20 protein-coding genes and 1 pseudogene are annotated in these 21,587 nt (G+C 59.9%); 6 read left to right on the top strand and 15 right to left on the bottom strand.

Annotated elements, in window-relative coordinates:
* Positions 1 to 39 precede the first annotated feature (39 nt).
* The 4 genes from WDZ78_RS20580 to WDZ78_RS20565 form a co-directional block, all read right to left on the bottom strand.
* Entirely contained in the window at positions 40 to 1,125 is a 1,086-nt protein-coding gene (locus tag WDZ78_RS20580) for an ABC transporter ATP-binding protein (RefSeq protein ID WP_149622484.1), read from the bottom strand.
* An 11-nt stretch (positions 1,126 to 1,136) separates the two neighbouring features.
* On the bottom strand, positions 1,137 to 1,973 hold the full coding sequence (locus WDZ78_RS20575) for a carbohydrate ABC transporter permease (RefSeq protein ID WP_425674073.1): 837 nt from the start codon (positions 1,971 to 1,973) through the stop codon (positions 1,137 to 1,139).
* Complete coding sequence (locus WDZ78_RS20570) at positions 1,970 to 2,830, bottom strand: carbohydrate ABC transporter permease (RefSeq protein ID WP_425674072.1); 861 nt, start codon at positions 2,828 to 2,830, stop codon at positions 1,970 to 1,972. Before WDZ78_RS20570 ends, WDZ78_RS20575 begins: the two co-directional genes overlap by 4 nt.
* Before the next feature lie 261 nt (positions 2,831 to 3,091).
* A complete protein-coding gene (locus WDZ78_RS20565; RefSeq protein WP_425674071.1) occupies positions 3,092 to 4,363 on the bottom strand; it encodes an ABC transporter substrate-binding protein in 1,272 nt (423 codons plus the stop codon).
* Between the two features lie 86 nt (positions 4,364 to 4,449).
* Between WDZ78_RS20565 and WDZ78_RS20560 the strand changes: the two genes are divergently transcribed.
* Positions 4,450 to 5,346: a helix-turn-helix domain-containing protein gene (locus WDZ78_RS20560; RefSeq protein WP_425674147.1), complete on the top strand. Its 897-nt coding sequence runs from the start codon at positions 4,450 to 4,452 to the stop codon at positions 5,344 to 5,346.
* A 52-nt stretch (positions 5,347 to 5,398) separates the two neighbouring features.
* On the opposite strand, the gene WDZ78_RS20555 is transcribed toward WDZ78_RS20560, so the two are convergent.
* Positions 5,399 to 6,253, bottom strand: coding sequence for an AraC family transcriptional regulator (locus tag WDZ78_RS20555; RefSeq protein WP_425674070.1), 855 nt, complete (start codon positions 6,251 to 6,253; stop codon positions 5,399 to 5,401).
* A gap of 124 nt (positions 6,254 to 6,377) precedes the next feature.
* Between WDZ78_RS20555 and WDZ78_RS20550 the strand changes: the two genes are divergently transcribed.
* Together WDZ78_RS20550 and WDZ78_RS20545 are read left to right on the top strand one after the other, a co-directional pair.
* Positions 6,378 to 7,574, top strand: a complete 1,197-nt coding sequence (locus WDZ78_RS20550) for an MFS transporter (protein ID WP_425674069.1) — start codon at positions 6,378 to 6,380, stop codon at positions 7,572 to 7,574.
* Positions 7,575 to 7,659: 85 nt separating this feature from the next.
* Positions 7,660 to 8,556 carry a LysR substrate-binding domain-containing protein gene (locus tag WDZ78_RS20545; protein WP_026372469.1) on the top strand — a complete coding sequence of 299 codons (897 nt, stop codon included), beginning with the start codon at positions 7,660 to 7,662 and terminating at the stop codon, positions 8,554 to 8,556.
* A 24-nt stretch (positions 8,557 to 8,580) separates the two neighbouring features.
* Here the strand turns inward: WDZ78_RS20545 and WDZ78_RS20540 are convergent, their stop codons facing one another.
* From WDZ78_RS20540 to WDZ78_RS20495, 10 genes are all read right to left on the bottom strand, one after another.
* Positions 8,581 to 9,861: a TRAP transporter large permease gene (locus tag WDZ78_RS20540; RefSeq protein WP_026372470.1), complete on the bottom strand. Its 1,281-nt coding sequence runs from the start codon at positions 9,859 to 9,861 to the stop codon at positions 8,581 to 8,583.
* Positions 9,858 to 10,406, bottom strand: coding sequence for a TRAP transporter small permease (locus tag WDZ78_RS20535; RefSeq protein ID WP_052820014.1), 549 nt, complete (start codon positions 10,404 to 10,406; stop codon positions 9,858 to 9,860). The genes WDZ78_RS20540 and WDZ78_RS20535 overlap by 4 nt, the downstream gene beginning before the upstream one ends.
* 55 nt (positions 10,407 to 10,461) lie before the next feature.
* On the bottom strand, positions 10,462 to 11,457 hold the full coding sequence (locus WDZ78_RS20530; protein WP_046800386.1) for a DctP family TRAP transporter solute-binding subunit: 996 nt from the start codon (positions 11,455 to 11,457) through the stop codon (positions 10,462 to 10,464).
* A 21-nt stretch (positions 11,458 to 11,478) separates the two neighbouring features.
* Complete coding sequence (locus tag WDZ78_RS20525; RefSeq protein ID WP_425674067.1) at positions 11,479 to 12,381, bottom strand: NAD(P)-dependent oxidoreductase; 903 nt, start codon at positions 12,379 to 12,381, stop codon at positions 11,479 to 11,481.
* A 12-nt stretch (positions 12,382 to 12,393) separates the two neighbouring features.
* Complete coding sequence (locus tag WDZ78_RS20520; RefSeq protein ID WP_112523336.1) at positions 12,394 to 12,696, bottom strand: putative quinol monooxygenase; 303 nt, start codon at positions 12,694 to 12,696, stop codon at positions 12,394 to 12,396.
* A gap of 17 nt (positions 12,697 to 12,713) precedes the next feature.
* Positions 12,714 to 14,072: an NAD(P)H-dependent oxidoreductase gene (locus WDZ78_RS20515; protein ID WP_425674066.1), complete on the bottom strand. Its 1,359-nt coding sequence runs from the start codon at positions 14,070 to 14,072 to the stop codon at positions 12,714 to 12,716.
* A 262-nt stretch (positions 14,073 to 14,334) separates the two neighbouring features.
* Positions 14,335 to 15,348, bottom strand: a complete 1,014-nt coding sequence (locus WDZ78_RS20510; RefSeq protein WP_026372476.1) for a LacI family DNA-binding transcriptional regulator — start codon at positions 15,346 to 15,348, stop codon at positions 14,335 to 14,337.
* Positions 15,349 to 15,464: 116 nt separating this feature from the next.
* On the bottom strand, positions 15,465 to 16,475 hold the full coding sequence (locus tag WDZ78_RS20505; RefSeq protein ID WP_425674065.1) for a D-altritol 5-dehydrogenase: 1,011 nt from the start codon (positions 16,473 to 16,475) through the stop codon (positions 15,465 to 15,467).
* 16 nt (positions 16,476 to 16,491) lie between these two features.
* A complete protein-coding gene (locus WDZ78_RS20500) occupies positions 16,492 to 17,262 on the bottom strand; it encodes a galactitol 2-dehydrogenase (RefSeq protein WP_425674064.1) in 771 nt (256 codons plus the stop codon).
* Between the two features lie 268 nt (positions 17,263 to 17,530).
* Entirely contained in the window at positions 17,531 to 18,844 is a 1,314-nt protein-coding gene (locus tag WDZ78_RS20495; RefSeq protein WP_425674063.1) for an ABC transporter substrate-binding protein, read from the bottom strand.
* A 328-nt stretch (positions 18,845 to 19,172) separates the two neighbouring features.
* On the opposite strand from WDZ78_RS20495, the gene WDZ78_RS20490 reads away from it, so the two are divergent.
* The 3 genes and pseudogenes from WDZ78_RS20490 to WDZ78_RS20480 form a co-directional block, all read left to right on the top strand.
* Positions 19,173 to 20,162: a tagatose kinase gene (locus WDZ78_RS20490; RefSeq protein WP_425674062.1), complete on the top strand. Its 990-nt coding sequence runs from the start codon at positions 19,173 to 19,175 to the stop codon at positions 20,160 to 20,162.
* Entirely contained in the window at positions 20,159 to 21,436 is a 1,278-nt protein-coding gene (locus WDZ78_RS20485) for a D-tagatose-bisphosphate aldolase, class II, non-catalytic subunit (RefSeq protein WP_425674061.1), read from the top strand. The genes WDZ78_RS20490 and WDZ78_RS20485 overlap by 4 nt, the downstream gene beginning before the upstream one ends.
* Positions 21,437 to 21,454: 18 nt before the next feature.
* Positions 21,455 to 21,587 (top strand): annotated as a pseudogene (locus WDZ78_RS20480) (sugar ABC transporter permease); the annotation flags it as partial.

Raw genomic sequence — 21,587 nt, 5'->3', positions numbered from 1 at the left:
CTCGTCCTTCATATCAGTCTTGGGTGCTTGGGAAAGGGTTCAGCGCAGGCGTTCGCCCTTGCTGTCGAAAAGGAAGGCCCGGCGGGCGGAAAGGCCGACCGTCAGCCGGTCACGATTACCGACATCGCGCGATTCCGGCCTCTCGATGATGAGCTGCTCGCCGCCTTCGGTACGGGCATAAACATAGCTGGTATTGCCGAGATGTTCGGCGACATCGACATGCACGGTGAGATCGGCATCGCCCTGCCCCGCATCGGAAAAATGCTCGGGCCGGATGCCGAGCGAAACGCGGGCTCCGTCGTTCAAGCGGGCCTTTGTCGGCAGGCTCAGCCGCACCGCAGGATCGCTGTCGAGCGAGAGCGTCACGCTCTCAGCGCCGCTGCCGATGATGGTGGCGTCGAGGAAATTCATTTTCGGCGAGCCGACGAAACCGGCAACGAAACGGTTGGCGGGATCATCGTAAAGATCGAGTGGCGCGCCGACCTGTTCGATATTGCCCGCACGCAGCACGACGATCTTGTCGGCCAGCGTCATCGCCTCGGTCTGGTCATGGGTCACATAGATCATCGTTGTCCCGAGTTGCTTGTGCAGCCGCGATATCTCGACGCGCATCTGCACCCGCAGCTCCGCATCGAGGTTGGACAGCGGCTCGTCGAATAAAAACACCTGCGGTTCACGCACTATGGCGCGGCCGATGGCGACACGCTGCCTCTGGCCGCCGGAAAGCTGCTTCGGCCGGCGCTCCATCAACTCGTTTATCTGCAGGATTTCGGCGGCGCGGTTGACCCGCTTTTGTGTATCGGCCTTGGGGTTGCCATTCATTCGAAGGCCGAAAGACAGGTTTTCGGCAACCGTCATATGCGGATAAAGCGCATAGGACTGGAACACCATGGCGATGCCGCGGTCTGCCGGATCGGCATCGTTGACCGTCCTGCCGCCGATGCTGACATCGCCATCCGATATGTCTTCCAACCCTGCAATCATGCGCAGCAACGTGGATTTGCCGCATCCGGAGGGGCCGACGAAGACGACGAATTCGCCGTCGGCAATATCGAGGTCGGCGCCATGGATGACTTCGAGCGCGCCGTAACGCTTGACCACGTTCTTGAGCGAAAGTTCCGCCATGCGGCCTCCCCTTACTTGACTGCCCCGGCGGAAATGCCGGCGATGAAGTGACGCTGCAATGCCACGAAAACCACGAGGATGGGTGCGGTGAGCAGCACCGCGCCGGCCATGATGCCGCCCCATGACACTTTGGTGAGCCCGATGAGGGTGCCAAGCGCCACGGGTGCGGTCATCATTCCTGGGCGGGAATTGATGAGAAGCGGCCAGAGATAGTTGTTCCACGAAGCCAGAAACAGGATGATCGACAGCGCCGCCATGGTGGGCCGCGCCAGCGGCAGGGCGATGCGCAGGAATATCTGCCACTCCTTCACGCCCTCCACCCGTGCAGCATCGAAGAGTTCCGTTGGCATCATCGAGAAGGATTGCCGCATGAACAGCACGCCGAGCGAATTGAAGAGCGGCGGCACGATCAGCGCCACCCAGGTGTTGGCGAGCTTGAATTCGCGCGCCACCATGATGAACTGCGGAATAACGACGACCGCAAATGGCAGGGTGATGGTGCCGAGAATGATGGCGATAACCACCCCGCGTCCCGCAAAACGGTAGCGCGCCAGCGCCCAGCCCGCCATCGAGGTCAGGAACACCGAAAGGACAGTGTAGATGACGGCGACGGTGATCGAGATGAACATGGCCCGCAGGAAGTTGGAATCCGCCTGAAGGTTCTCGAAATTCTCGATGAAGTTGGTGGACGGCACCAGAACAATATCAGGGCTGAAAATGCCGTAGTCCGGCATGGTCGAGAACACGAACATCATCCACAGCGGAAACAGCCAGATGATGGCGAGCGGCGTCAGCGCCGCATGCAGCGCGATCTTCTGCCAGAAAAGCGATCTTGATTTCGATCTCATTTCGGCTCCCTCCCGACCCATAGATTGAGGAGTGAAATGGCGATGGCGAGCGCCGCCATGGTGTAGGCAATGGCCGAGGCGTAACCGAAATTGAGTGAGGTGAAGCCCTGCCGATAAAGGAACAGCCCCAGCGTCTCCGTGCCGCCGCCCGGCCCGCCCCTGTTGGTGATGAGGAAGGGTTCGGCGAAAAGCTGCATGGTGCCGATGACAGAGAGCACAACGCAGAAGAGGATGATGGGTTTGAGAAGCGGCAGGGTGATGTAAAAGAACTGCTGCCGCTTGCTCACCTTGTCCAGTGTCGCCGCCTCATAGACATCGCCGGGGATGGATTGCAGGCCGGCCAAGATGATGATGGCGTTATACCCCGCCCAGCGCCAGGTAACCGCAATGATGACGAGCGCCATGGCCGCATTGGCATTGTCGAACCAGGAAATGGGCGAAAGGCCGACGGAGGTGATGAGCTTGTTGATGATGCCGAAATCGGCACTGAACATCAGCCGGAAAACGGCGGCATAGGCAACCTCGCCGACAACAACAGGCGCGAAAAAGGCAAAGCGGTAGAGTGGCCGCGCCTTTAGGAGCGGCGAATTCAGGAGCACCGCCATGACGGTGGCGAGCGCGATCATGACGGGCACCTGAATGACCAGAATGATCAGCGTATTGTAGAGCGCATTATAAAAAGCCGGGTCGGAGACGAGCCGCCCCCAGTTCAAGGAGGGGGCGAACCGCCACGGATTGATGCGTGTATTCTGGAACGACAGCATGAACGAGCTGATGATCGGCCAGACCCAGAAGGTGGCGAAAATCAGGAGATAGGGCGCAAGAAACGCATAAGCGATCCTGTTCCTTGACGGCATGACGACCTCCAGATGCCGGCGGTTTTGCCGGGTAAATGGAAAAGTTTGAAAGAGGCCTGCCCCCGTTTAAGGGCGAGACCATTGCAAGGCGGTGCGGCGTATTTCTTCTCCCCGAGGGGGAGAAGGTGGCCCGAAGGGTCGGATGAGGGGGCTAGCTCGCGATCTATCGCAACCCTCGCCCCCTCATCCCGCTGCCGCGGACTTCTCCCCCTCGGGGAGAAGAAACGTGCGGCACCCACTCGGCCATAAACAGCCGCCGGCCTACTCCGCGACCGGCAGCCCCGTCGCCGTTTCGATCTGCTTGGCCGCATCATCGAGCGCAGCCTTCGCATCCGGATATCCGCCAGCGAAATATTTCGTCTGCGTCGCCTTGTAGATCGCGTCCGCATCCGACTGGAACGCCGTGCCGCGGCTGGGCACGATTTTCGGCAGGGTGGCGAGAATATCGGTCCACACCGCCTGCCCGCCCCAATAGGACTGCTTTTCCTTCACGAAAGGATCGTCAATGGCTGACAGCAAGGAGGGAACGAGGCCGAAAGATTTCAGCATCGTCACCTGACCTTCATTGGTGGTCAGCGCGTAATCGATATATTTCCAGGCGGCTTCCTTGTGCTCGGACGTCGAGCTGATCGCCAGCGAAGACCCGCCGAGATTGGCGGCATGCGGACCATCCGGCGTCAGGCTCGGCATCAGATAGACGCCCCACTTGCCGGAAAGATCGGGGGAGCCGGAGCGAACTGTACCCTCATACCAGGCGCCATACATCTGGCTTGCAGCCTTGCCGGCCGTATTGGCCTGGATTTTTTCATCCCAGATCGCTGCCGTAATGATGCCGGCGTCTTTCATCTCCTTGACCTTTTCAAGGGTCGCGACACAGGCGGGCTTGTTGATGGTGATGCTCTGGCCATCGGTCGAAAAGTAACCGCATCCCTGCTCGTTGGCGATCATGCGGAACCATTCGCTGTCGCCGTTGAAATCGGCCTGCGCCATGACGGTGCCGGGATTGGCGGCCATGACCTTTTTGCCGGCGGCGATGAAATCATCCCAGCTTTTGATGGTGGCCGGATCGATACCAGCCTTTTCATAGAAGTCGCGGCGATAAAACACCGCCACCGGGCCCGAGTCCCACGGAACCGCATAGGCGACGCCGTCAACCTCCAGTTCCGTGCGCTTGAAATCAGGAAAAAGCGCCTGTTTCTCAGGCGTGTAGCCAAGCTCGGTCAGATTGGCGAAACAATCGGGGAAGCGGCTCCAGAACAACTCCGCCTCAAAATTCTCAATGGTGACAATATCCGGAAGCCCATCGCCACCGGCTGCGCAGGCGGCAAGCGTCTTGTCAAAAACCTGATTGTTTCCAAGGTCTTCAACAACGATCTTGATATCCGGATTCTGTTTATTGAAGCCTTCCACCGTGGATTTCAGCGCGGACGCCGCGACATTCCAGCTCCAGATGGTGACGGTCTCGGTTTGCGCGAAAGCCGGGGCTGCGAGAAGCAGCATAGCCGTGGACGCGCCAAGAAATTTCAAGCACATTGAAAACCTCCCTTTTTCAATTGCCGTTCTTAAGCGAACATGGGCACATTAACGGCGACAGGAAATCTGTCTCGTAAAAAGGGAACATCGATTTGGCGGAAAGTAAGATTGCCGAAAGAGCCTTCTACCAGCCGGGTGCAAGCAGCATCGAAGGCATGCCGACAACGCTTCAACTTTTCCATAATCACCCGCCCATCATGCTCCGTCCCCACTGGCACGCGCAGGTGGAGGTGAACTATGTGATGTCGGGATCGGTGCATTACCGCATGGGCGATCATGAGCTCTCGCTGGAGGCCGGCCAGATGTGCATTTTCTGGGGTGGCCAGCCGCACCAGATGGACCGCTCCTCCGACGATTCCTTTTACGCAGGCGCGCATCTGCCGCTTGTGCATTTCTTCCGTATGCGCCTGCCGGTCGCCGTCTCCAGCCAGTTGATGGGTGGCGCCACAATGGTAAGCGCCGAGACTGACCTGGCGGATAAGGAGAATTTTGGCCGCTGGTTCCGCTACGTCGCCTCGGGTGACCCGGCCAGAGCGCAACATGCGGTGGAGGAATTGCTGCTGCGGGTGGAACGGATGTTTCTCGAACCCTATTCCGTCGTATCGTCCGCCGCCGATGGAAAACACAAAGAGGACGAGGAAGGCATGGCGCCATCCATCGGCGTGGTGCGCATGTGCGATTTCATCGCCGCCAATTTTCTCGACGATATAGATGCGACCGATATTGCCCGCGCCGCATCGTTGCATCCGAAATATGCGATGAACCTGTTCCGCAAATCCACAGGCATGACGCTGATCAAATACCTAACCCTGCTACGCCTTTCGCGTGCACAGGCAATGCTGATGACCGGCAAGGACAATATTCTGCAGATCGCCATGGAAAGCGGCTTCGGCTCCGTCAGCGCTTTCAACAAGGCGTTTCGCCAGATTGCCGGCATGTCGCCTTCCGATTTCCGCCGCGACATGCGGGCGACGGCGGCTTAGGGCACCTCCCTCATTCCTGCGACAGGCATAGGGATGAGGAGGAACGTGAAGCCTAGTCGCCAATTTCTTCCGGCTCCGGAAAAGCTCCAACACGCTGCCGCGCCGCCTGCCGATAAGCCCGGGGCGAACTGCCCAGCATCCGCCGGAACATGGTGGTGAAGGCGGGGATGTTTTCATAACCGGCATCCAGCGCCACATTGGTCACCGCCTCGCCGTCCGCCAGCCTCGGCAGTGACGCAAAAATGCAGGCCTGCTGGCGCCAGGTGACGAAACTAACCCCGAGTTCCCGGCGGAACAGGCGCGTGAAAGAGCGTCGGCTGATTCCCATGGCTGCCGCCCAGTCGTCAATCTCCACCCTTGCTACGGGCTTCTTGAGGAAATCTCGGCAGAGCGCAGCCAGACGCTGATTATCGGGAAAAGGCAATCCGAGCGGCCGCTCCGGCAGACGGTTGACCTCGTCGAGCAAAAGCGCGCGCACAAGGCCCTGCCGATGAAATGCCGACGGCTGGTGTTCCTCAGCCAGCAGTTCGGAAATCAGGCTGGAGGCGAGATCGGTTATTTCCACCACCCGCGGCGCGCCGGCGTGGAAGAGATCGGGATGAACGTAGATCGAGTGCATCTCCACCGTGGAAATGGTCTCGGCCTCATGCTGCAGCCCGGCGGGAATGAGGAGCCCGTGACCGGGCGGTATCATCCAGCGCCCATCTGCGGTGCTGACCAGCACCACACCCTGACGTGCACACCAGATCTGCACCCGGCTGTGGCTGTGGGGCGGGGTTCGGTGCCCGGTGGGATAAACGCGGCAAAGCGCCAGCACCGGTTCATTGGTGCCGTCGATCAATTTCAGACTGCGTTCATGCTCATCCAGCGTCAGCCCCGAAGGCGGCCGCGATTTGATTTTTGCCATTTGGCCCACTCACAAAGAAACTCGTCCAGAACACAAATGCAGGCCAGAAACAATATGAATAAAAGCGGGAAGAAATAAAGACACGTTTCCCGCCCTTCGATCGGGAATCTGGAGAGGATACATCATGGCCACCGTCACCAGCGCCGGGTTCAACCCGCAACGCACGGCGTTTTCAATTATCGCAGCCGCGAGCTTCTGCCATATGCTCAACGACATCATGCAATCGCTGCTGACGTCGCTTTATCCGCTGCTGAAGGCCAATTACGCGCTCGACTTCATGCAGATCGGGCTGCTGACCTTCGCCTTTCAGGTCACCGCATCGCTGCTGCAGCCGGTCGTCGGCATGGTGACCGATCGCTGGCCCATGCCTTTCTCCCTGCCCGTCGCCATGCTGTCCACCTGCGCCGGCCTCATCACACTCGCCTTCGCCCACAGTTTCGAGGTTCTGGTGATCGGGGCCTGCCTCATCGGCATCGGCTCGGCGATCTTCCATCCGGAAGCCTCGCGCGTTGCGCGTCTGGCATCGGGCGGTCGCCATGGTCTGGCGCAATCCTTCTTCCAGGTCGGCGGCAATACCGGCACGGCCATCGGCCCGCTGCTCGCCGCTTTCATCGTCATCCCGCTCGGCCAGTCGAGCCTCAGCTGGTTCTCGCTGATTGCGCTCGTCGGTTTTGGCTTGCTTTCCTGGGTCGGTGTCTGGTATACCCGCCACCGCCGCGCAACGGTCGGCAAGGCTCCGGTCAGCCGCGCCCTGCCGCTGGCACGCGGCACGGTTATGATGACGCTTCTCGTTCTGGTGGTCCTGACCGCAACCAAGAACGCCTATCTCGCCAGCCTGTCCAGCTACTTCACCTTCTACACGATCGACAGGTTCGGCCTCGGCGTACAGGATGCGCAGGTTCTGCTGTTCCTCTTCCTCGGGGCTTCGGCGCTCGGTGTGTTCTTCGGCGGCCCGATCGGTGACCGTTTCGGCTCGCGCGTCGTCATCTGGTTCTCGATCCTCGGCGTCATTCCCTTCGCGCTGATGCTGCCCTATGCCAACCTGTTCTGGACGGCGGTTCTGGTCGTCGTCATCGGCTTCGTCTTCTCGTCGGCCTTCTCGGCCATCGTGGTGTTCGCGCAGGAACTGGTGCCGGGCCGCGTCGGCCTCATCGCCGGCATGTTCTTCGGTTTCGCCTTCGGTTTCGGCGGCATCGGGGCTGCGGTTCTCGGCGTCTATGCGGATAAGGAAGGCATCGAATTCGTCTACCGCATCTGCTCCTACATGCCGCTGCTCGGCCTTCTGACGGTATTCCTGCCGAAACTGCCAAGCCACCGCTAAAAGCCTCGCGTTCAACGCTTTTCAACACGGCGGTCACCTGTGATACTCAGGTGACCGCCGTGATTTGTTAAGCGAAGACCACCTCATGCAGATACCGATAAAATCGATCCTCGTCTTCCACGCCGCGGCAAGGGCGGGCAGCATTTCGCGGGCGGCGGAGGAACTTAGCGTCACGCCCTCCGCCGTTTCCCAGCAGATTCAGGTGCTGGAAGGCCAGCTCGGCACGACACTGATGGCGCGAACCGGCCGCAAGGTAACGCTGACTGAAGCGGGCGAACGCTATTTTTCGATGATCACCGCGCAGATCGAACAGATTGCGGACGCCACCGACAGCATTCGCGGCTTCCGCTCGGTCACCACGCTGACGATCCGGGCGACGCCGACCATTTCCAACAAGTGGCTGCTGCCTCGTCTCGGCTCGTTTCTGGAGGAACATCCGGAACTGGAAGTGCGCCTCGACGGCACCAACGAGCCGACCGATTTTTCGCAGGAACTCGTCGATATAGAGCTGCGCCACGGCGATGGCCGCTGGCCGGGCCTCTTCGTGGAAGGGCTGGTGGAGGAGGAATTCCTGCCGGTGTCCGCACCGGATTACGCTGCCGCCGGGAGCCTTCAGGCCGTCGAGCTACTTGAATTGCGGCTCATTCATTCTGTGAAGGCGCAGGCGCAGTGGACGCACTGGTTCCCGATGGCCGGTGTCAATTCCGACACGCGATGGCGGCGTGTGCTGTTCGACCGTAGCCATATGGCAATTGATGCCGCGGCCGGCGGCCTGGGCGTGGCACTGGAAAGCACGCTGATGATGGAACGGGAACTTGGCACCGGAGCGCTTGTCTGTCCCGTCATCGACGCGCCACGTATCAAGCTGGTCACCCAATGGATTGTTTGCCCGCATTCCCATCTGCGGCAGAGAAAAGTGATGCTGTTTCTGGAATGGATGCGAAAACAACGCGACGAGTGGCAAGCCCGTCGCGTTGTCTGATTTTTCGGTCGTCTTCGCGCGGCCTTAGTAAAGCCCCATGAGCCGGATGGGCGCAAGAGTCAGATCCGGAAACAGAACCAGCGCGAAGATGGCAGCGACCAGAATGGCCATTGGCGCAAGGGAGCCTTTTATCACGTCCTCGATCGACATTTTCGCGACTTGTGCAACGGCAAACAGGCATACGCCGACGGGAGGCGTGACGAGCCCCAACGTCAGTGTGATGACCATGACGATCAGGAAATGTATGGGATCGACCCCCAGCGATACCGCTGGCGGCAGAAGTACCGGAATGAGAATGAACATCGCCGCAATTGCATCCATGAACATGCCAACGACGATCAGGAAGAAAAATATCAATACCATCGCCATGGTCGGCCCGGTGCTGATATGGCCGAGGAAGACTGCGACCTGTGCGGGCAGGCCGTCGAAGGTGAAGACCCAGGCGGCCAGCTTTGCCGTCGCTGCGATGAAGAGGATCGACCCCGATGTACGTGCGGTCTCCATGAAGATGCCGAGCAGTGCGGAAAACGGGATCGTGCGGTAGAGGATCACTGCCAGAAACAGCGTGTACACAACGGCGATGCCGGCCGCCTCCGTAGGGGTGAAATATCCGTCGACGATACCAATCAGCAAAATCACCGGCGTCAGCATCGGCAGGATGGCCGCAAGACCGGTCGTCAAAACACGCCGTACATTGAAGGGTGTGGGCGGATTGAAGCCATGACGCACGGCGTAAATATGGTTGAAAACCATGAAGACGAATGCAAGGAACAGGCCCGGCACCAGACCTGCCACGAGCAGCGTTCCGATGGAAGCATTGGCCACTGAGCCGGCAATGACGATGAGGATCGACGGCGGGATGATGGACGAGAGCGTGGAGGTGCAAAGCGTCAGTCCAACGGCATATCCCTTGGGAAAACCGTGACGCTCCATGGCCTTGATCTCGATTGCGCCGATCGAGGCGATATCGGCGACGGATGAACCGGAGACACCGCCGAAAATCACCGACGAGGCGACATTGACGTGGCCGAGACCACCGGGAAGCCAGCCGACAATCGCCTCGGCAAAGTCAAACAGCCGTTCGGCGACCTTGCCCCGTTCCATCAGGACGCCGACAAGAATGAAAAGCGGCACCGCAACCAGAAGGAAGGAGTTCATGCCCGAAAACATGGTTTGCGCCAGAAGGTCCATCGGCATCGACGTATAAAGTGCAATGGAGGCAAGGCTCGCAAGGCCGAGCGCGACGGCAAGCGGAACGCCGAAAGCGCTCATGAGAAGGAAAAGTCCAAGCAGCGTCAGGCTCATGGCCGTTTCTCCATATTTCCAACCACCAGATCGGCATCGGCGAGAGGCTGCAGGCCTTCCGGCAGTTCGATGCGGTCGCGATGCTGGCGCAGGGATTCCACGATGGCGGCAATGCCTAGAGCCGCGCTGAGCGGAATGATGATGCCGATCATCCACATCGGCGTGGCAAGCGTCGCGGCGGCTTCATTCATCACATATTGCTGGCGCACCAGCGTCCAGCCCGTCCAGATCATCAGGCCGAAAAAGACGACCGACGACACGACGTAGATGGGCAGCGCAAGACGCCGCACACAGGCCGGCATCAGCGCGATGAACACCGTTACCCGCGCCATGTCGGCGGTGCGGAAGCTGCCCGCCACGCCCAGGAACACCATCCATATGAAAAGATACCGTGTCGCCTCCTCGGTCCAGGAGACCGGAGTGCCCCACATTCGGGTCGACACCTGCAAAAGCACGACGGCCAGAACCCCGATAGCGGCCAGACCGGCCAGCACGTCGGTCGCCAATCTGATGACCCTGCCGAAAAATGATGACGTTTCGTCCATAAACCTGTCCTCCCAACCGGACCGGCTGCGCGCCGGCCCGGAAGACCTGATGGCCTTACTTCTTGCCGACGGCGGCAATGGTCTTGTCAAAGAAAGCCTGATCCTTCACCAACCCGGCAAAGACCGGATAGAGGCCCTTTGAGACTTCCACGAAAGCCTTCTGCTGCTCCGGCGTCAGGCGATTGATCTCCATTCCGTGTTTCTGCAGTTCGGCAATCGTCGCTTCGGCGCTCGAGGCGTCGTTTTGCACCTTCCACACTTCCGCTTCCTTCGCCGCCTCCTCGACGGCCGCCTTGTGCGCATCGCTCAGGGCGTTGAACTTGGCGGGGCTGATGCCCAGAACCCAGCCGTCACCCATATGGTTGGTGATCGAGACGTATTTCTGCACCTCGTAGAATTTCGCCGACAATGGGACGTTGATGGGGTTTTCCTGCCCGTCGACGACCTTCAGCTGCAGGGCGTTATAAACCTCGGCAAAGGCGAGCGGCGTCGGTGCGGCGCCCATCTTCTTGAAGAATTCCACCCAGAGCGGATTGTTGGGAACGCGGAACTTCAAACCCTTGAGATCATCCGGCGAGGTTATCGGGCGCTTGGAATTGGTCATCTGGCGGAAGGGGCGCGGCCACAGATCCACCGCCTTGATGCCGATCTTTTCCAGCCCGGCAATCAGCTCCTTGCCCTGCTCACCTTCCAGATAGGTGCGAAGCTGTTCTTCATCGTCAAAAAGATAGGGAATGGAAATCGCCGAAAAACGCGGGTCGAAATTCGCATAAAGCGATGTCGCCAGAAGCAGCATGTCGAGCGATCCGCCCGCCAGCTGCTTGACGGCGCCCGATGGATCGCCGCCGTAAAGCGAGCCGTTCGGGAAGACCTTGACGGTGACTTCGCCATTTGTCTTGGCGGACACCAGCTCGGCGAACTTGTTGGCCGCGAGCGTAATTTCGGAATTGTCCGGATCCGGCGTCGAAAGCGTGAGCGTTTCCGCCTGCGCGATCGATGCAACCAGCATGGTGGCGGCGAGAGCCAGCCCGTAAAGTTTTGAAATTTTCATGTGTTCCTCCCGTTGTTGTCTCTAAACAGTTTCGAGCGTTCCTCCGAACGCATTCATGCGTTTAACTTCAAGGATCACACCGCTGTGATCAAGCTCGCCCGCGCCATGCTCGACCATGGAGCGGAACAGCCGGTCAACCTCCTCGCCGACCGGTAATTTCAGGCCACGGCTCTTGGCGAAAGCCAGCGCCGTGGACGTATCCTTCACCTGATATTTCGCCGGCCCGCCGGGGCGGAAATCGCCTTCCACCATGCGTTTGCCGTGCTGGCGGAAGACGGTGGACTCGGCAAAACCGCCAAGCAGGGCCTCGCGCACCTGCGCCGGGTCGGCTCCCCCCGCTTCAACCAGCGTCAAAGCTTCCGCAACGGCGCAGATTGTCGAGGCGACGATCAGCTGGTTGGCCAGCTTGGCCAATGAGCCGCAGCCCACCGGACCGACATGGGTGACGCGGCCAAGGCAATTGAGGAGTGGCCGCAATGCGTCCACATCCCGCTGTTCACCGCCGGCCATGATGGCGAGCGTTCCCTCAGTCGCGCCTTTTTCGCCGCCGGAAACCGGTGCGTCGACATAAGCGACGCCATGAGCCTTTGCCGCCTCCGCCTGTTCCCGCGCGCTATCGACCGGGATCGAACTCATCACCAGCAGAAATGCACCAGGCTTCATGGTGGAAACGACACCCGAGGCGCCGAGCAGAACCTCGTCGCAGACCGGCCCGGAACTCAGCATACAGAGCACGACATCGGCTTCGGTTACAGCTTCGGCAGCCGTGGCCGCCGGCTGCACGCCCTTTGCCGCCAGAACCGCAGCTTTTTCAGCGCTGCGGTTCCAGGCCTTGACGGAAAACCCGGCCTCCGCCAGACGCCGCGCCATGGGGGAGCCCATGATACCCGTTCCGATAACGGCGATCTGGCGAATGTCAGCCATCGTTTCCATCTTTCAGAGCCACTGCCGGTTCAGAAACCGCACCGGCAGCTCTTCTTCGATAAGGGCGGGAAATGCTTCCCGAAACCGGTCGAGATGCGGTGTTTTCAGATGATCGTCGAAAGCCTGTCTGTCGTCATAGACCTCGTAGAACACCACATTGTTTCCCGTCTCCGGCCGCACCACGTCGAATTGGCGGCAACCCGGTTCATCCTCAACCGAATGCTTGGCGTCATCGCGCGCCGCATCGAGGAAGGCGTCCATCGCGTCGGGCTTCACCCGAAATTCCGCGATCACCACGAAAGCGCCATTGGACATATCAGCTTCTCCGCCCATCACGCTGCGGCTTCTTTTTGCGGACGGAAGCGGTTTTCCATGTCCTGACGCAGCTTCACCACGTCAAGGTCATTGACCAGCTCCACATCATCGAAGCTGACGATCTGGTCCTTCTTGATGGCGCGCTTCAGCTTGACATTATGGGCAAGACCGATCGGCAGCGCCTTGATGTCGAGGCTGCGCGTGGCGGGAATCGCATTGGCCCAGACCGCGTAACCGCCCTCGCCGTCAAGCATCTCGCCCGGCTGCATATCCTTCTTGGCGGTCGCGACGGCATCGCCGCGGAACTCCTTGGAGCAACCGGTGGCCTCGTTGCGCAGCACCGCGGACAGCACGCTGATCGAGGTTTCCAGACCGATGATATGGAACGGACGCCACATGGAAGCGTACCAGCCGGAGGGATCGGTCAGGAGGCCATATTGCTTGAAGCAGGCGCGGGCATATTCATTATGCGCCTTAAAGGTGACGAAAACGCCGTAGCGGATGTTGTTGAACACCTCGCGCCCATCCGGCTCCTGGCTCGCGGCAATATCCACGAGGCCGGAACGCGCCATGCGGCCGCCATCGGCAGCGGGGCGGAAGACGCGGGCGAGATCATGCAGGCCGGCGGGCGGGAAAGCCAGACCGTCATCCGGGCAATCCAGCCCCGTACCGTTGGCGACGGCCGCCATCTCGATGGCCGCCTTGGTGCCGTCGGTGAAGGAATTGTACATTTTCGGATTGAAGTCGCCCTTGGCCACTTCCTCTTCCGTCCAGCCGAAATAACCCCAGACCGTGTCTGGCGTCGAATAACGGTAACGCGGTTCGAAATTCATGCCCTTGCCGGCGGAGACGACCTCGAAGCCGGTGGCGCGCGCCCAGTCGACCAGCTCGCAGATCAGCGCCGGCTGGTCGCCATAAGCCATGGAATAGATCAGGCCCTTGGCCCTGGCCTTCTCGGCAAGGATCGGCCCGACCATGACGTCGGCTTCGACATTGACCATGACGACATGTTTGTTGTGGTCGATGGCGCCAAGCGCATGGCGCGCGCCGGCAAGCGGATGGCCGGTCGCCTCAATGACGCATTCGATCTCGCCGCAGGCGAAAAGCTCGTTCACGTCGTCGGTCACATAGGTCTTGCCGCTCTTCAGCGCATCGGCGCAGCTCGTCGCGTCATAACGCTCCTTCGGCCAGCCGACACGGTCCAGCGATTCCTTCGCCTTGCCGACATTGAGGTCTGCGACGGCGACCATGTGAAAACCGGCGATGCGCTGCGCCTGGGCGAGCACCATGGAACCGAATTTGCCGGCGCCGATAAGGCCCACCCGGACAGGCTTACCACCGGCTGCACGCGCTGACAGGAGAGAATAGAGATTCATGTTTTGACATCCTTCGCTGGGGAAATTGCTGGCGAGAGTGTCCAGTCTGCCCGGCGAAGGCCATGCGCTGGCGAGGCTACGAAGGGTCAACCCTCGCGGCACCGACGACATGACGTTTCTGCTTTCCTCCCGGATCCCGGCACGCCTTTGCGCCGGCTCTCGCGGTCGCCTCCCAAAGCAACCTTGAGAACAGAGTAGGAGCGTTCAGATATTAGTTCTATTTAGAAAATAAGATTTTTTGTTTAGCTCACCTAACAAATCATCAGGCCGATTTGCGCAGCATCAGATCGGCGCTGAGGAGAATGCGCTCGCGCATCCGGGTTGCGTCATCCGCCTCCTCGTCCAGCTTCTGCAACAGAAGCTCGATCGAGAGCCTGCCGATCTCGTTATAGTTCTGCGCGACCGTGGTAATCGGCGGGCAGGCGTAACGAGACAGCGGATGATCATCATGGCCTGCGACCCTGAGGTCGTAATCCGCACCGTGGCCAACCTTGATGCCCTTCTGGAAAGCGGCGGCGATGACGCCGAAGGCGATACGGTCATTGGCGCACAGAATGGTGCGTGATGGCAAATGCCCTGCCCCATCAAGCAGCCGGGACGCTTCATCAAAAGCGAAACGCTCGAAATCCCAGGTGACGATCTCAGGGACATTGATCACATGCGGCTCGAAACCGAGGCGCTGCATGGCCTCCTCATAAGCCGTGCGACGCGTCGCGGCGTTGGTGTTGACCTGCGGCATGTCGAAGAAACAGGGCGGCTCGCCCGAACGGCAGAGATAATCCACCATCAGCCCGACACTCTGGCGGTTGTCGGTGCCGACAAAGGCCGAGGTCTCGTCGAGCGGCGAATCCACATAAACGATCGGAATACTGGCCGCGAGTTGCTCCAGCGTGGCGCGGTGGGACTTGACGCCGAGCGGCGCGATGATCGCGCCCGCGACATTCATCGACTTGAAGGTGCGGATGGCGCGGTCTTCGATTTCCGCCTTGCCATCAGAAGACAGCACGAAAGCAAGGAACCCCGCCTCATTGGCGATGAGTTCGATACGGCTCGTCAGCGCCATATAGAACGGGTCCGTCGAATTCGGGATGATGATGCCGATGATATTGGAGCGGCGGCGGTTGAGGTTCACGGCAAAGATATTGGGCCTGAAGCCCGATTTCTTCAGCGCGTCCTCGATAGCATCCCGGGTCTTCTTGCGGACCGAGGCCGGATCATTGAAGTATTTCGAAACGGTCGGGCGGGAAAGGCCGACGAATTCCGAAAACTCTTCCATCGTCCTGATAGATTTGGCCAAAGTGCTTGCCCCCATGAAATATTACATGTGGTACTTTATATCGACCGGCCTTCGCACGAAAAGCCGGTCGACTGCGGTTATCAACCACCAAACGATCATTCGGCTGCAAATTGCACTTTCATGGTGGCCGGATCGGATGGTTTCTTCGTAAAGAACGGCAGCATCTCCGAAAGCGGCAGCCGGTGCGAGACGAGCCGCGCCATGACATCGCCATCCGTTTCCAGAATGGCAAGCGCCTGCGGTATGTTGCGGTTCAGCGAATGCGAACCGACAAGCTTGAGCTGACGCCTGAAGATTTCGAAGGGCGCAACCGAAATGCGGGCATCCGGCGCGCAGACGCCAAAGAACAGCGCCGTGCCACCATCGGCAACCAGCGGGATCATCGCTTCCGCAACGGGGGCAATACCGGTCGCATCGGCGACAACATCGAAAGACTTCTGTTGCCGCAGCAACTCTTCCGAGCCGGAAACCGCCACCTCAAGCCCGAGATCTTCGGCAAAAGCCAGCCTGCTTTCGTTGATATCGGCAATCGTAACCGTCTCGATGCCGCGCGATTTCAGCGACAGTGCAAGCAGCAGGCCGATGGGACCGGCTCCGAAAACCAGTGCATTTTCAGCCACCGTTCCGTTCCCGCCGATACCCGCGCTCTGCATACCGTTGACGACGCAGGCGAGCGGTTCGGCCAGCGCCGCGACGTGATAGGGCATGGAACCGATGCCATGCAGGTGATCGGCGTGTACGACGCTGAATTCCGCGAAACCGCCATTATGGGAAACGCCGTAGGCCTTCAGCATGCTGCAAAGATTGGTCAGCCCCTTCCTGCAACTCGGGCAGGTGCCACACGGCAGATTGGGATCGACCACCACCCGGTCGCCGATCTGGATGCCCGTTACATCGGCGGCTACGGCCGCGACTTCACCGGCGTATTCATGCCCTGGAATGACCGGAAAGGCACCGTCGCCGTAACGCGCGTGAAGCACATCGATATCGGTGTGGCAGAGGCCGGAAGCCTTGACCCGCACGAGGGCGTGGCCCGGCGGCAGATCGGCAACCGGAACTTCCGCAAGAACGGCCTGTCCCTTCTCGACGAATTGAATGGCATGCATGGTCATCTCCGGCTTTTCAGCTCATCCAGTTGCCGCCATCGACATTATATGTCTGGGCGAGAATATAGTCGCTGTCGGAAGAGGCGAGGAAAACCGCAAGCCCCTTGATGTCGTCTGGCGTGGCGAAACGGCCGATCGGCACGGATTTGGCCACCGCCGCCTTCTTCTCACCGGGCTTCAGGCCTTCCCATTTGGCGAAATGCGCATCGACCACTTCCCAGTGTTCGCCATCCACGACACCAGGTGCAATGGCATTGACGTTGATGCCATGTTTGACGAGCGCCAGCGCCGCCGACTGCGTGGCGGAAATGATCGCCGCCTTGGAAGCGCAATAAAGCGTGACGAGCGCCTCGCCGCGCCGGCCGGCCTGGCTCGCCATATTGATGATCTTGCCGCCGCGCGCTCGGGCGATCATGACATTGGAGACGGCCTTCATCATGAACAGCGGCCCCTTGAGGTTGATGTCGAAGACTCGCTCATAGCTCTCTTCGGTAATGCCGTTGATCGGCGCCATATCGAAGATAGCGGCATTGTTGACGAGGATATCGATGCCGCCGAATTCCTCATCGACCGCCTTTACCACGGCATCGATCCCGGCCAGATCGGTCACATCCAGCCGGACGGCCTTGGCGGAAGGGCCGATGGCGGCGGCAGAGGCGGTCGCCCGGGCGATATCGATATCGCCGATGACGACCTTTGCGCCCTCATCGGCGAAAGCCTGCGCAAAACCAAGGCCGATGCCGCGGGCAGCGCCGGTAATCAGCGCGACCTTGTTCTTCAATCTCATGTCGATCTCCGTGATGCATGGCGGGCAGTGGATGAACTCGGCCATGCGTGTTTGTGTTAGATGCGATTTTCCCACTCCCCTCATTCCTGTGCTTGTCACAGGAATCCAGCCGACGCGCGTCTGCGTGGCGAGAGAGTCCTTTTCAGCCCAAGGGCTTGGGCTGGCTGGATTCCGGTGACAAGCACAGGAATGAGGGCGGCGGGTGTTGGCCCCACCCATGCCGCCCGCCGTCAAAGTGACGAACGGGCGGCACGCCGGGAGGACGCGGCTACTTGATGTAGCCCGCGCGGGTCATGTCACGCTCGACCTGTTTCTGCGCGCCTTCGAGCGCCGCATCCACAGTCTGCTGGCCGGAAAGGGCTGCGGCGATCTGCTGGCCGACAACCGTGCCGATGGCCTGGAACTCCGGAATGGCGACGAACTGCACGCCGGTATAGGGAACCGGATCCTTGGTCGGCTTCGACGGATCAGCCGACATGATCGCCTTCAGCACCGTATCTGCAAAGGGCGCCGCCTTCTTGTATTCCGGCAGCTCATAGGTGGATTTGCGCGTGCCCGGCGGCACGGCCACCCAGCCTTCGCTTTCACCAACCGTCTTCACATAGGACTTCGAAGTCGCCCATTTGACGAAGGACTTGGCGGTTTCAAGCTTCTTCGTGCTGTTTGGAATTGCAAGGTTCCAAGACCACGACCAGCTCGAACCGTTCGGCGTTGCCTCCACCGGAGCACGCGTAAACGCGGTCTTGTCGGCAACCTGGCTCTGCTTGGGGTCATAAACGCGGCCCGCCGCCGAGGTGGCGTCGATCCACATGGCGCAACGGCCGGATGAAAACAGCGTCTGGTTTTCGTTGAAGCCGTTGGCGGCCGCACCGGGCGGGCCGTAGGAGGTCATCAGCGCCACATAATCCGAGATCGCCTTTTTCCACGGCTCGCTCGTCAGCTGCGGCTTCCAGTCCATGTCGAACCAGCGGCCGCCATAAGTATTGATCATGGTGCCGAGGAAAGCCATGTTCTCGCCCCAGCCCGGCTTGCCGCGCAGGCAGATGCCATATTGCTGTTTCGATTTGTCGGTCAGTTTGGCGGCGAAGTCCTTGATCTGGTCGTAGGTCGGATTGTCAGGCATTTTCAGGCCGGCAGCATCGAACAGGTCCTTGCGGTAAAGCGTGAACGAGCTTTCGGTGTAGAATGGCACCGCGTAAAGCTTGCCGTCCACCGTCAGGCCCTTCTTGATCGGATCGAGCAGATCGGCGTAATCGTAATCGTCGCCGAGATCATCAACCGGCGCCAGCCAGCCCTGTTTGCCCCAGATCGGCGCTTCGTAACCGCCGATGGTCATGATGTCGAACTGGCCGCCATTGGTGGCGATATCGGTCGTCACGCGCTCGCGCAGGACATTCTCTTCCAGCACGATCCAGTTGATCTTGTTTCCAGTTTCCTTCTCCCAGGCGCTGGAAAGCTTCTGCATGATGATCATGTCGCCATTGTTGACGGTGGCGATGTTGATTTCCTCCGCCTGCGCAAGACCGGCCAAAAGGCCGACACCGACCACTGACGATGACAGAATTCCAATAAATTTGCTCATGATACCCGCTCCTCCTTTACGGATGTCCACGCATAACAATACATGCGTAAATTTTTTATCTCTCAAAATCCGTTACTTTGTCAACATACGAAAATAAAACCGAGCACGGTCGCATCGCTGAATATACCGATAAATGGTTGTTTTAACGCAAATAATGTCTTCATAAATTATTTCATCGCGCCAGATTCCTGCTGCGATGCAGCAAAATTTTCATAATTACATATATTGACGCGCGTAAATTTTTGAATGATACCCGAAAACAAGAGTCCGCAGAACGACGGCATTTGATCCGCCCGAAAGCTGGGGGCGAACGTATAAGGAGGAGACGATGAGGCAGACATCCGCACTGGCGCCGCACACGAATGGTCCGACCATCACGGCAGGTGAAATCCTCGTGGAAATCATGGCGACGACGGTGGGCGACGGCTTTCTCGAACCGCAATCGCTGATCGGCCCCTTCCCGAGCGGCGCACCGGCCATCTTCATCGATCAGGTGGCGCATTGTGGCGGAACCGCCGGCATCATCGCAGCAGTTGGTGACGATGATTTCGGCCGTCTCAATGTCGAAAGGCTTCGCCGCGACGGCGTTGATGTCTCGGCCATCGCCACAATAGCCGACCGGCCGACGGGCAGCGCCTTCGTGCGTTACCGGGAAAATGGCGCACGGGACTTCGTTTTCAACATAGCCCATTCGGCGGCGCGCGAAACGCATATGACGGATGAAGCGCAGGCCCTCATTGAAAAAGCCGGGCATGTGCATGTCATGGGATCGGCCTTCGCGATTGCCGGTATTGGCGAGATCATTCTGGAAGCGATCAAAAGCGTCAAGGCGCGCGGCGGCTCGGTGTCCTTTGATCCGAACATCCGCAAGGAACTGGCGCAGGACGATGCCGGCCGCAGGCTGATCGATGATCTCCTTGGCGTCACCGATCTTCTGCTGCCTTCCGGCGAAGAGCTTCAGGCCGCCTCAGGTCTGGATGACGAGGACGCAGCGATCGAAAAGCTCCTCGCCTCCGGGATCGGCGAGATCGTGCTGAAACGCGGTGCGGATGGCGCAAGCCATTTCAGCCGTACCCATGGACGTATCGATGCCCCCGGCCTGAGGGTTCGCGAAGTCGACCCGACCGGTGCCGGCGACTGTTTCGGCGCAACCTATCTCACCTGCCGCCGCCTCGGCATGCATCCACAAAAGGCGCTCGCCTACGCCAATGCCGCCGGCGCGCACAATGTCACTCGCCGCGGCCCGATGGAGGGCGCCGTCAGCCTTTCCGAACTCGACACCTTTCTGGCCGCGCAACTGTCGGAGGAAATCCTGTGACCGGCATACTCGAAAATCTCGCCGCCGCACGCCGCGCCGGCAGGCCCGCTGGCATCACCTCAGTCTGCTCCGCCCATCCCGTGGTTTTGCGCGCCGCAATTCGCCGCGCCGCCATCGGCAAGACACCGGTGCTGATCGAGGCCACCTGCAACCAGGTCAATCATCTCGGCGGTTATACCGGCATGACACCACGGGATTTCGTCAGCTTCGTCAACAGCATTGCCGAGGAAGAAGGATTGCCCCACGAACTGGTGATCTTTGGCGGCGATCATCTCGGCCCCAATCCCTGGCGCAGGGAAAAGGCCGAAGATGCGCTGACAAAAGCCGCCGCGATGGTCGAGGCCTATGTGGCGGCGGGTTTTCGCAAGATCCATCTCGATGCATCGATGGGCTGCGCCGGTGAGCCGGCAGCGCTGGACGACGTCACGATTGCCAACCGGGCCGCGAAACTCGCGACCGTCGCCGAAAAGGCCGCCATCGAGTCCGGTTTGCCAAAACCGCTTTACATTCTCGGCACCGAAGTGCCGGTGCCTGGTGGAGCCGATCATGTGCTCGACACGGTCGCGCCGACGGAGCCGCAGGCAGCACGCCAGACCATCGATCTTCACCGCGAAATCTTCGCGCGACATGGTCTTTCCGACGCGTTCGATCGGGTCATCGCCTTCGTCGTGCAGCCCGGCGTGGAATTCGGCAGCGATAATGTCGTCGCTTATGATCCGCAGGCAGCCACCGCCTTGAGCGCCGTGCTGGATGCCGAACCGCAACTGGTCTTCGAGGCCCATTCCACCGATTACCAGACGCAGGCCGCTCTCACGACACTGGTATGCGATGGATATCCCATCCTGAAAGTGGGTCCCGGCCTGACCTTCGCCTATCGCGAAGCGCTTTACGCTCTCGACATGATCGCATCCGAGATGATCAGCGACTATGGCGATCGTCCCCTGGCGCGGACCATGGAAGAGCTGATGCTCTCCTCGCCCGGTGACTGGCGCGGACATTATCATGGCGATGACATCACGCTCCGATTGCAGCGCCACTACAGTTACAGCGACCGTATCCGCTATTACTGGACGCGGCCGGAGGCGCTTGCCGCCGTTTCCGCCTTGCACAAAGCACTGGATGGGAAGACAATTCCCGAAACCCTGCTGCGCCAATATCTCGGCGAATTGCCGCTCGCCACGGTTGCGGGCAAGGATATGGAGGAGGTTCTGGTCGCGGCGGTGGATCAGGTGCTGGCGACCTACCATGCGGCGACGGGCGAAGGGCGCCACTGAGGCAATCGTTGAATTAGGATGCCCCGGCGGAGACGTTGCGGGGATTGGTCAGGGAGGGAACTACCAATGGCAACCCGAAACACGAGCGGTCTTGCGCGGGTGATGCTTGCGCCATCGGTGCTGTTATTGCTGGTGTGGATGATCGTGCCTC

This window comes from Agrobacterium sp. M50-1, assembly GCF_049843495.1.
GTDB lineage: Bacteria > Pseudomonadota > Alphaproteobacteria > Rhizobiales > Rhizobiaceae > Agrobacterium > Agrobacterium radiobacter.
Note: the sequence above shows the minus strand (reverse complement) of the source record. Positions and strands in the feature narration are given on the sequence as shown.

Bases quoted from the DNA above. Each gene is read 5' to 3' on its own strand.
- WDZ78_RS20575 (WP_425674073.1), bottom strand. From the start codon at position 1,973: ATGAGATCGAAATCAAGATCGCTTTTCTGGCAGAAGATCGCGCTGCAT.
- WDZ78_RS20535 (WP_052820014.1), bottom strand. From the start codon at position 10,406: ATGGACGAAACGTCATCATTTTTCGGCAGGGTCATCAGATTGGCGACC.
- WDZ78_RS20500 (WP_425674064.1), bottom strand. From the start codon at position 17,262: ATGAGATTGAAGAACAAGGTCGCGCTGATTACCGGCGCTGCCCGCGGC.
- WDZ78_RS20515 (WP_425674066.1), bottom strand. From the start codon at position 14,072: ATGAATCTCTATTCTCTCCTGTCAGCGCGTGCAGCCGGTGGTAAGCCT.
- WDZ78_RS20580 (WP_149622484.1), bottom strand. From the start codon at position 1,125: ATGGCGGAACTTTCGCTCAAGAACGTGGTCAAGCGTTACGGCGCGCTC.
- WDZ78_RS20550 (WP_425674069.1), top strand. From the start codon at position 6,378: ATGGCCACCGTCACCAGCGCCGGGTTCAACCCGCAACGCACGGCGTTT.
- WDZ78_RS20495 (WP_425674063.1), bottom strand. From the start codon at position 18,844: ATGAGCAAATTTATTGGAATTCTGTCATCGTCAGTGGTCGGTGTCGGC.
- WDZ78_RS20555 (WP_425674070.1), bottom strand. From the start codon at position 6,253: ATGGCAAAAATCAAATCGCGGCCGCCTTCGGGGCTGACGCTGGATGAG.
- WDZ78_RS20525 (WP_425674067.1), bottom strand. From the start codon at position 12,381: ATGGCTGACATTCGCCAGATCGCCGTTATCGGAACGGGTATCATGGGC.
- WDZ78_RS20510 (WP_026372476.1), bottom strand. From the start codon at position 15,348: ATGGAAGAGTTTTCGGAATTCGTCGGCCTTTCCCGCCCGACCGTTTCG.
- WDZ78_RS20490 (WP_425674062.1), top strand. From the start codon at position 19,173: ATGAGGCAGACATCCGCACTGGCGCCGCACACGAATGGTCCGACCATC.
- WDZ78_RS20540 (WP_026372470.1), bottom strand. From the start codon at position 9,861: ATGAGCCTGACGCTGCTTGGACTTTTCCTTCTCATGAGCGCTTTCGGC.
- WDZ78_RS20505 (WP_425674065.1), bottom strand. From the start codon at position 16,475: ATGCATGCCATTCAATTCGTCGAGAAGGGACAGGCCGTTCTTGCGGAA.
- WDZ78_RS20530 (WP_046800386.1), bottom strand. From the start codon at position 11,457: ATGAAAATTTCAAAACTTTACGGGCTGGCTCTCGCCGCCACCATGCTG.
- WDZ78_RS20565 (WP_425674071.1), bottom strand. From the start codon at position 4,363: ATGTGCTTGAAATTTCTTGGCGCGTCCACGGCTATGCTGCTTCTCGCA.
- WDZ78_RS20570 (WP_425674072.1), bottom strand. From the start codon at position 2,830: ATGCCGTCAAGGAACAGGATCGCTTATGCGTTTCTTGCGCCCTATCTC.
- WDZ78_RS20545 (WP_026372469.1), top strand. From the start codon at position 7,660: ATGCAGATACCGATAAAATCGATCCTCGTCTTCCACGCCGCGGCAAGG.
- WDZ78_RS20520 (WP_112523336.1), bottom strand. From the start codon at position 12,696: ATGTCCAATGGCGCTTTCGTGGTGATCGCGGAATTTCGGGTGAAGCCC.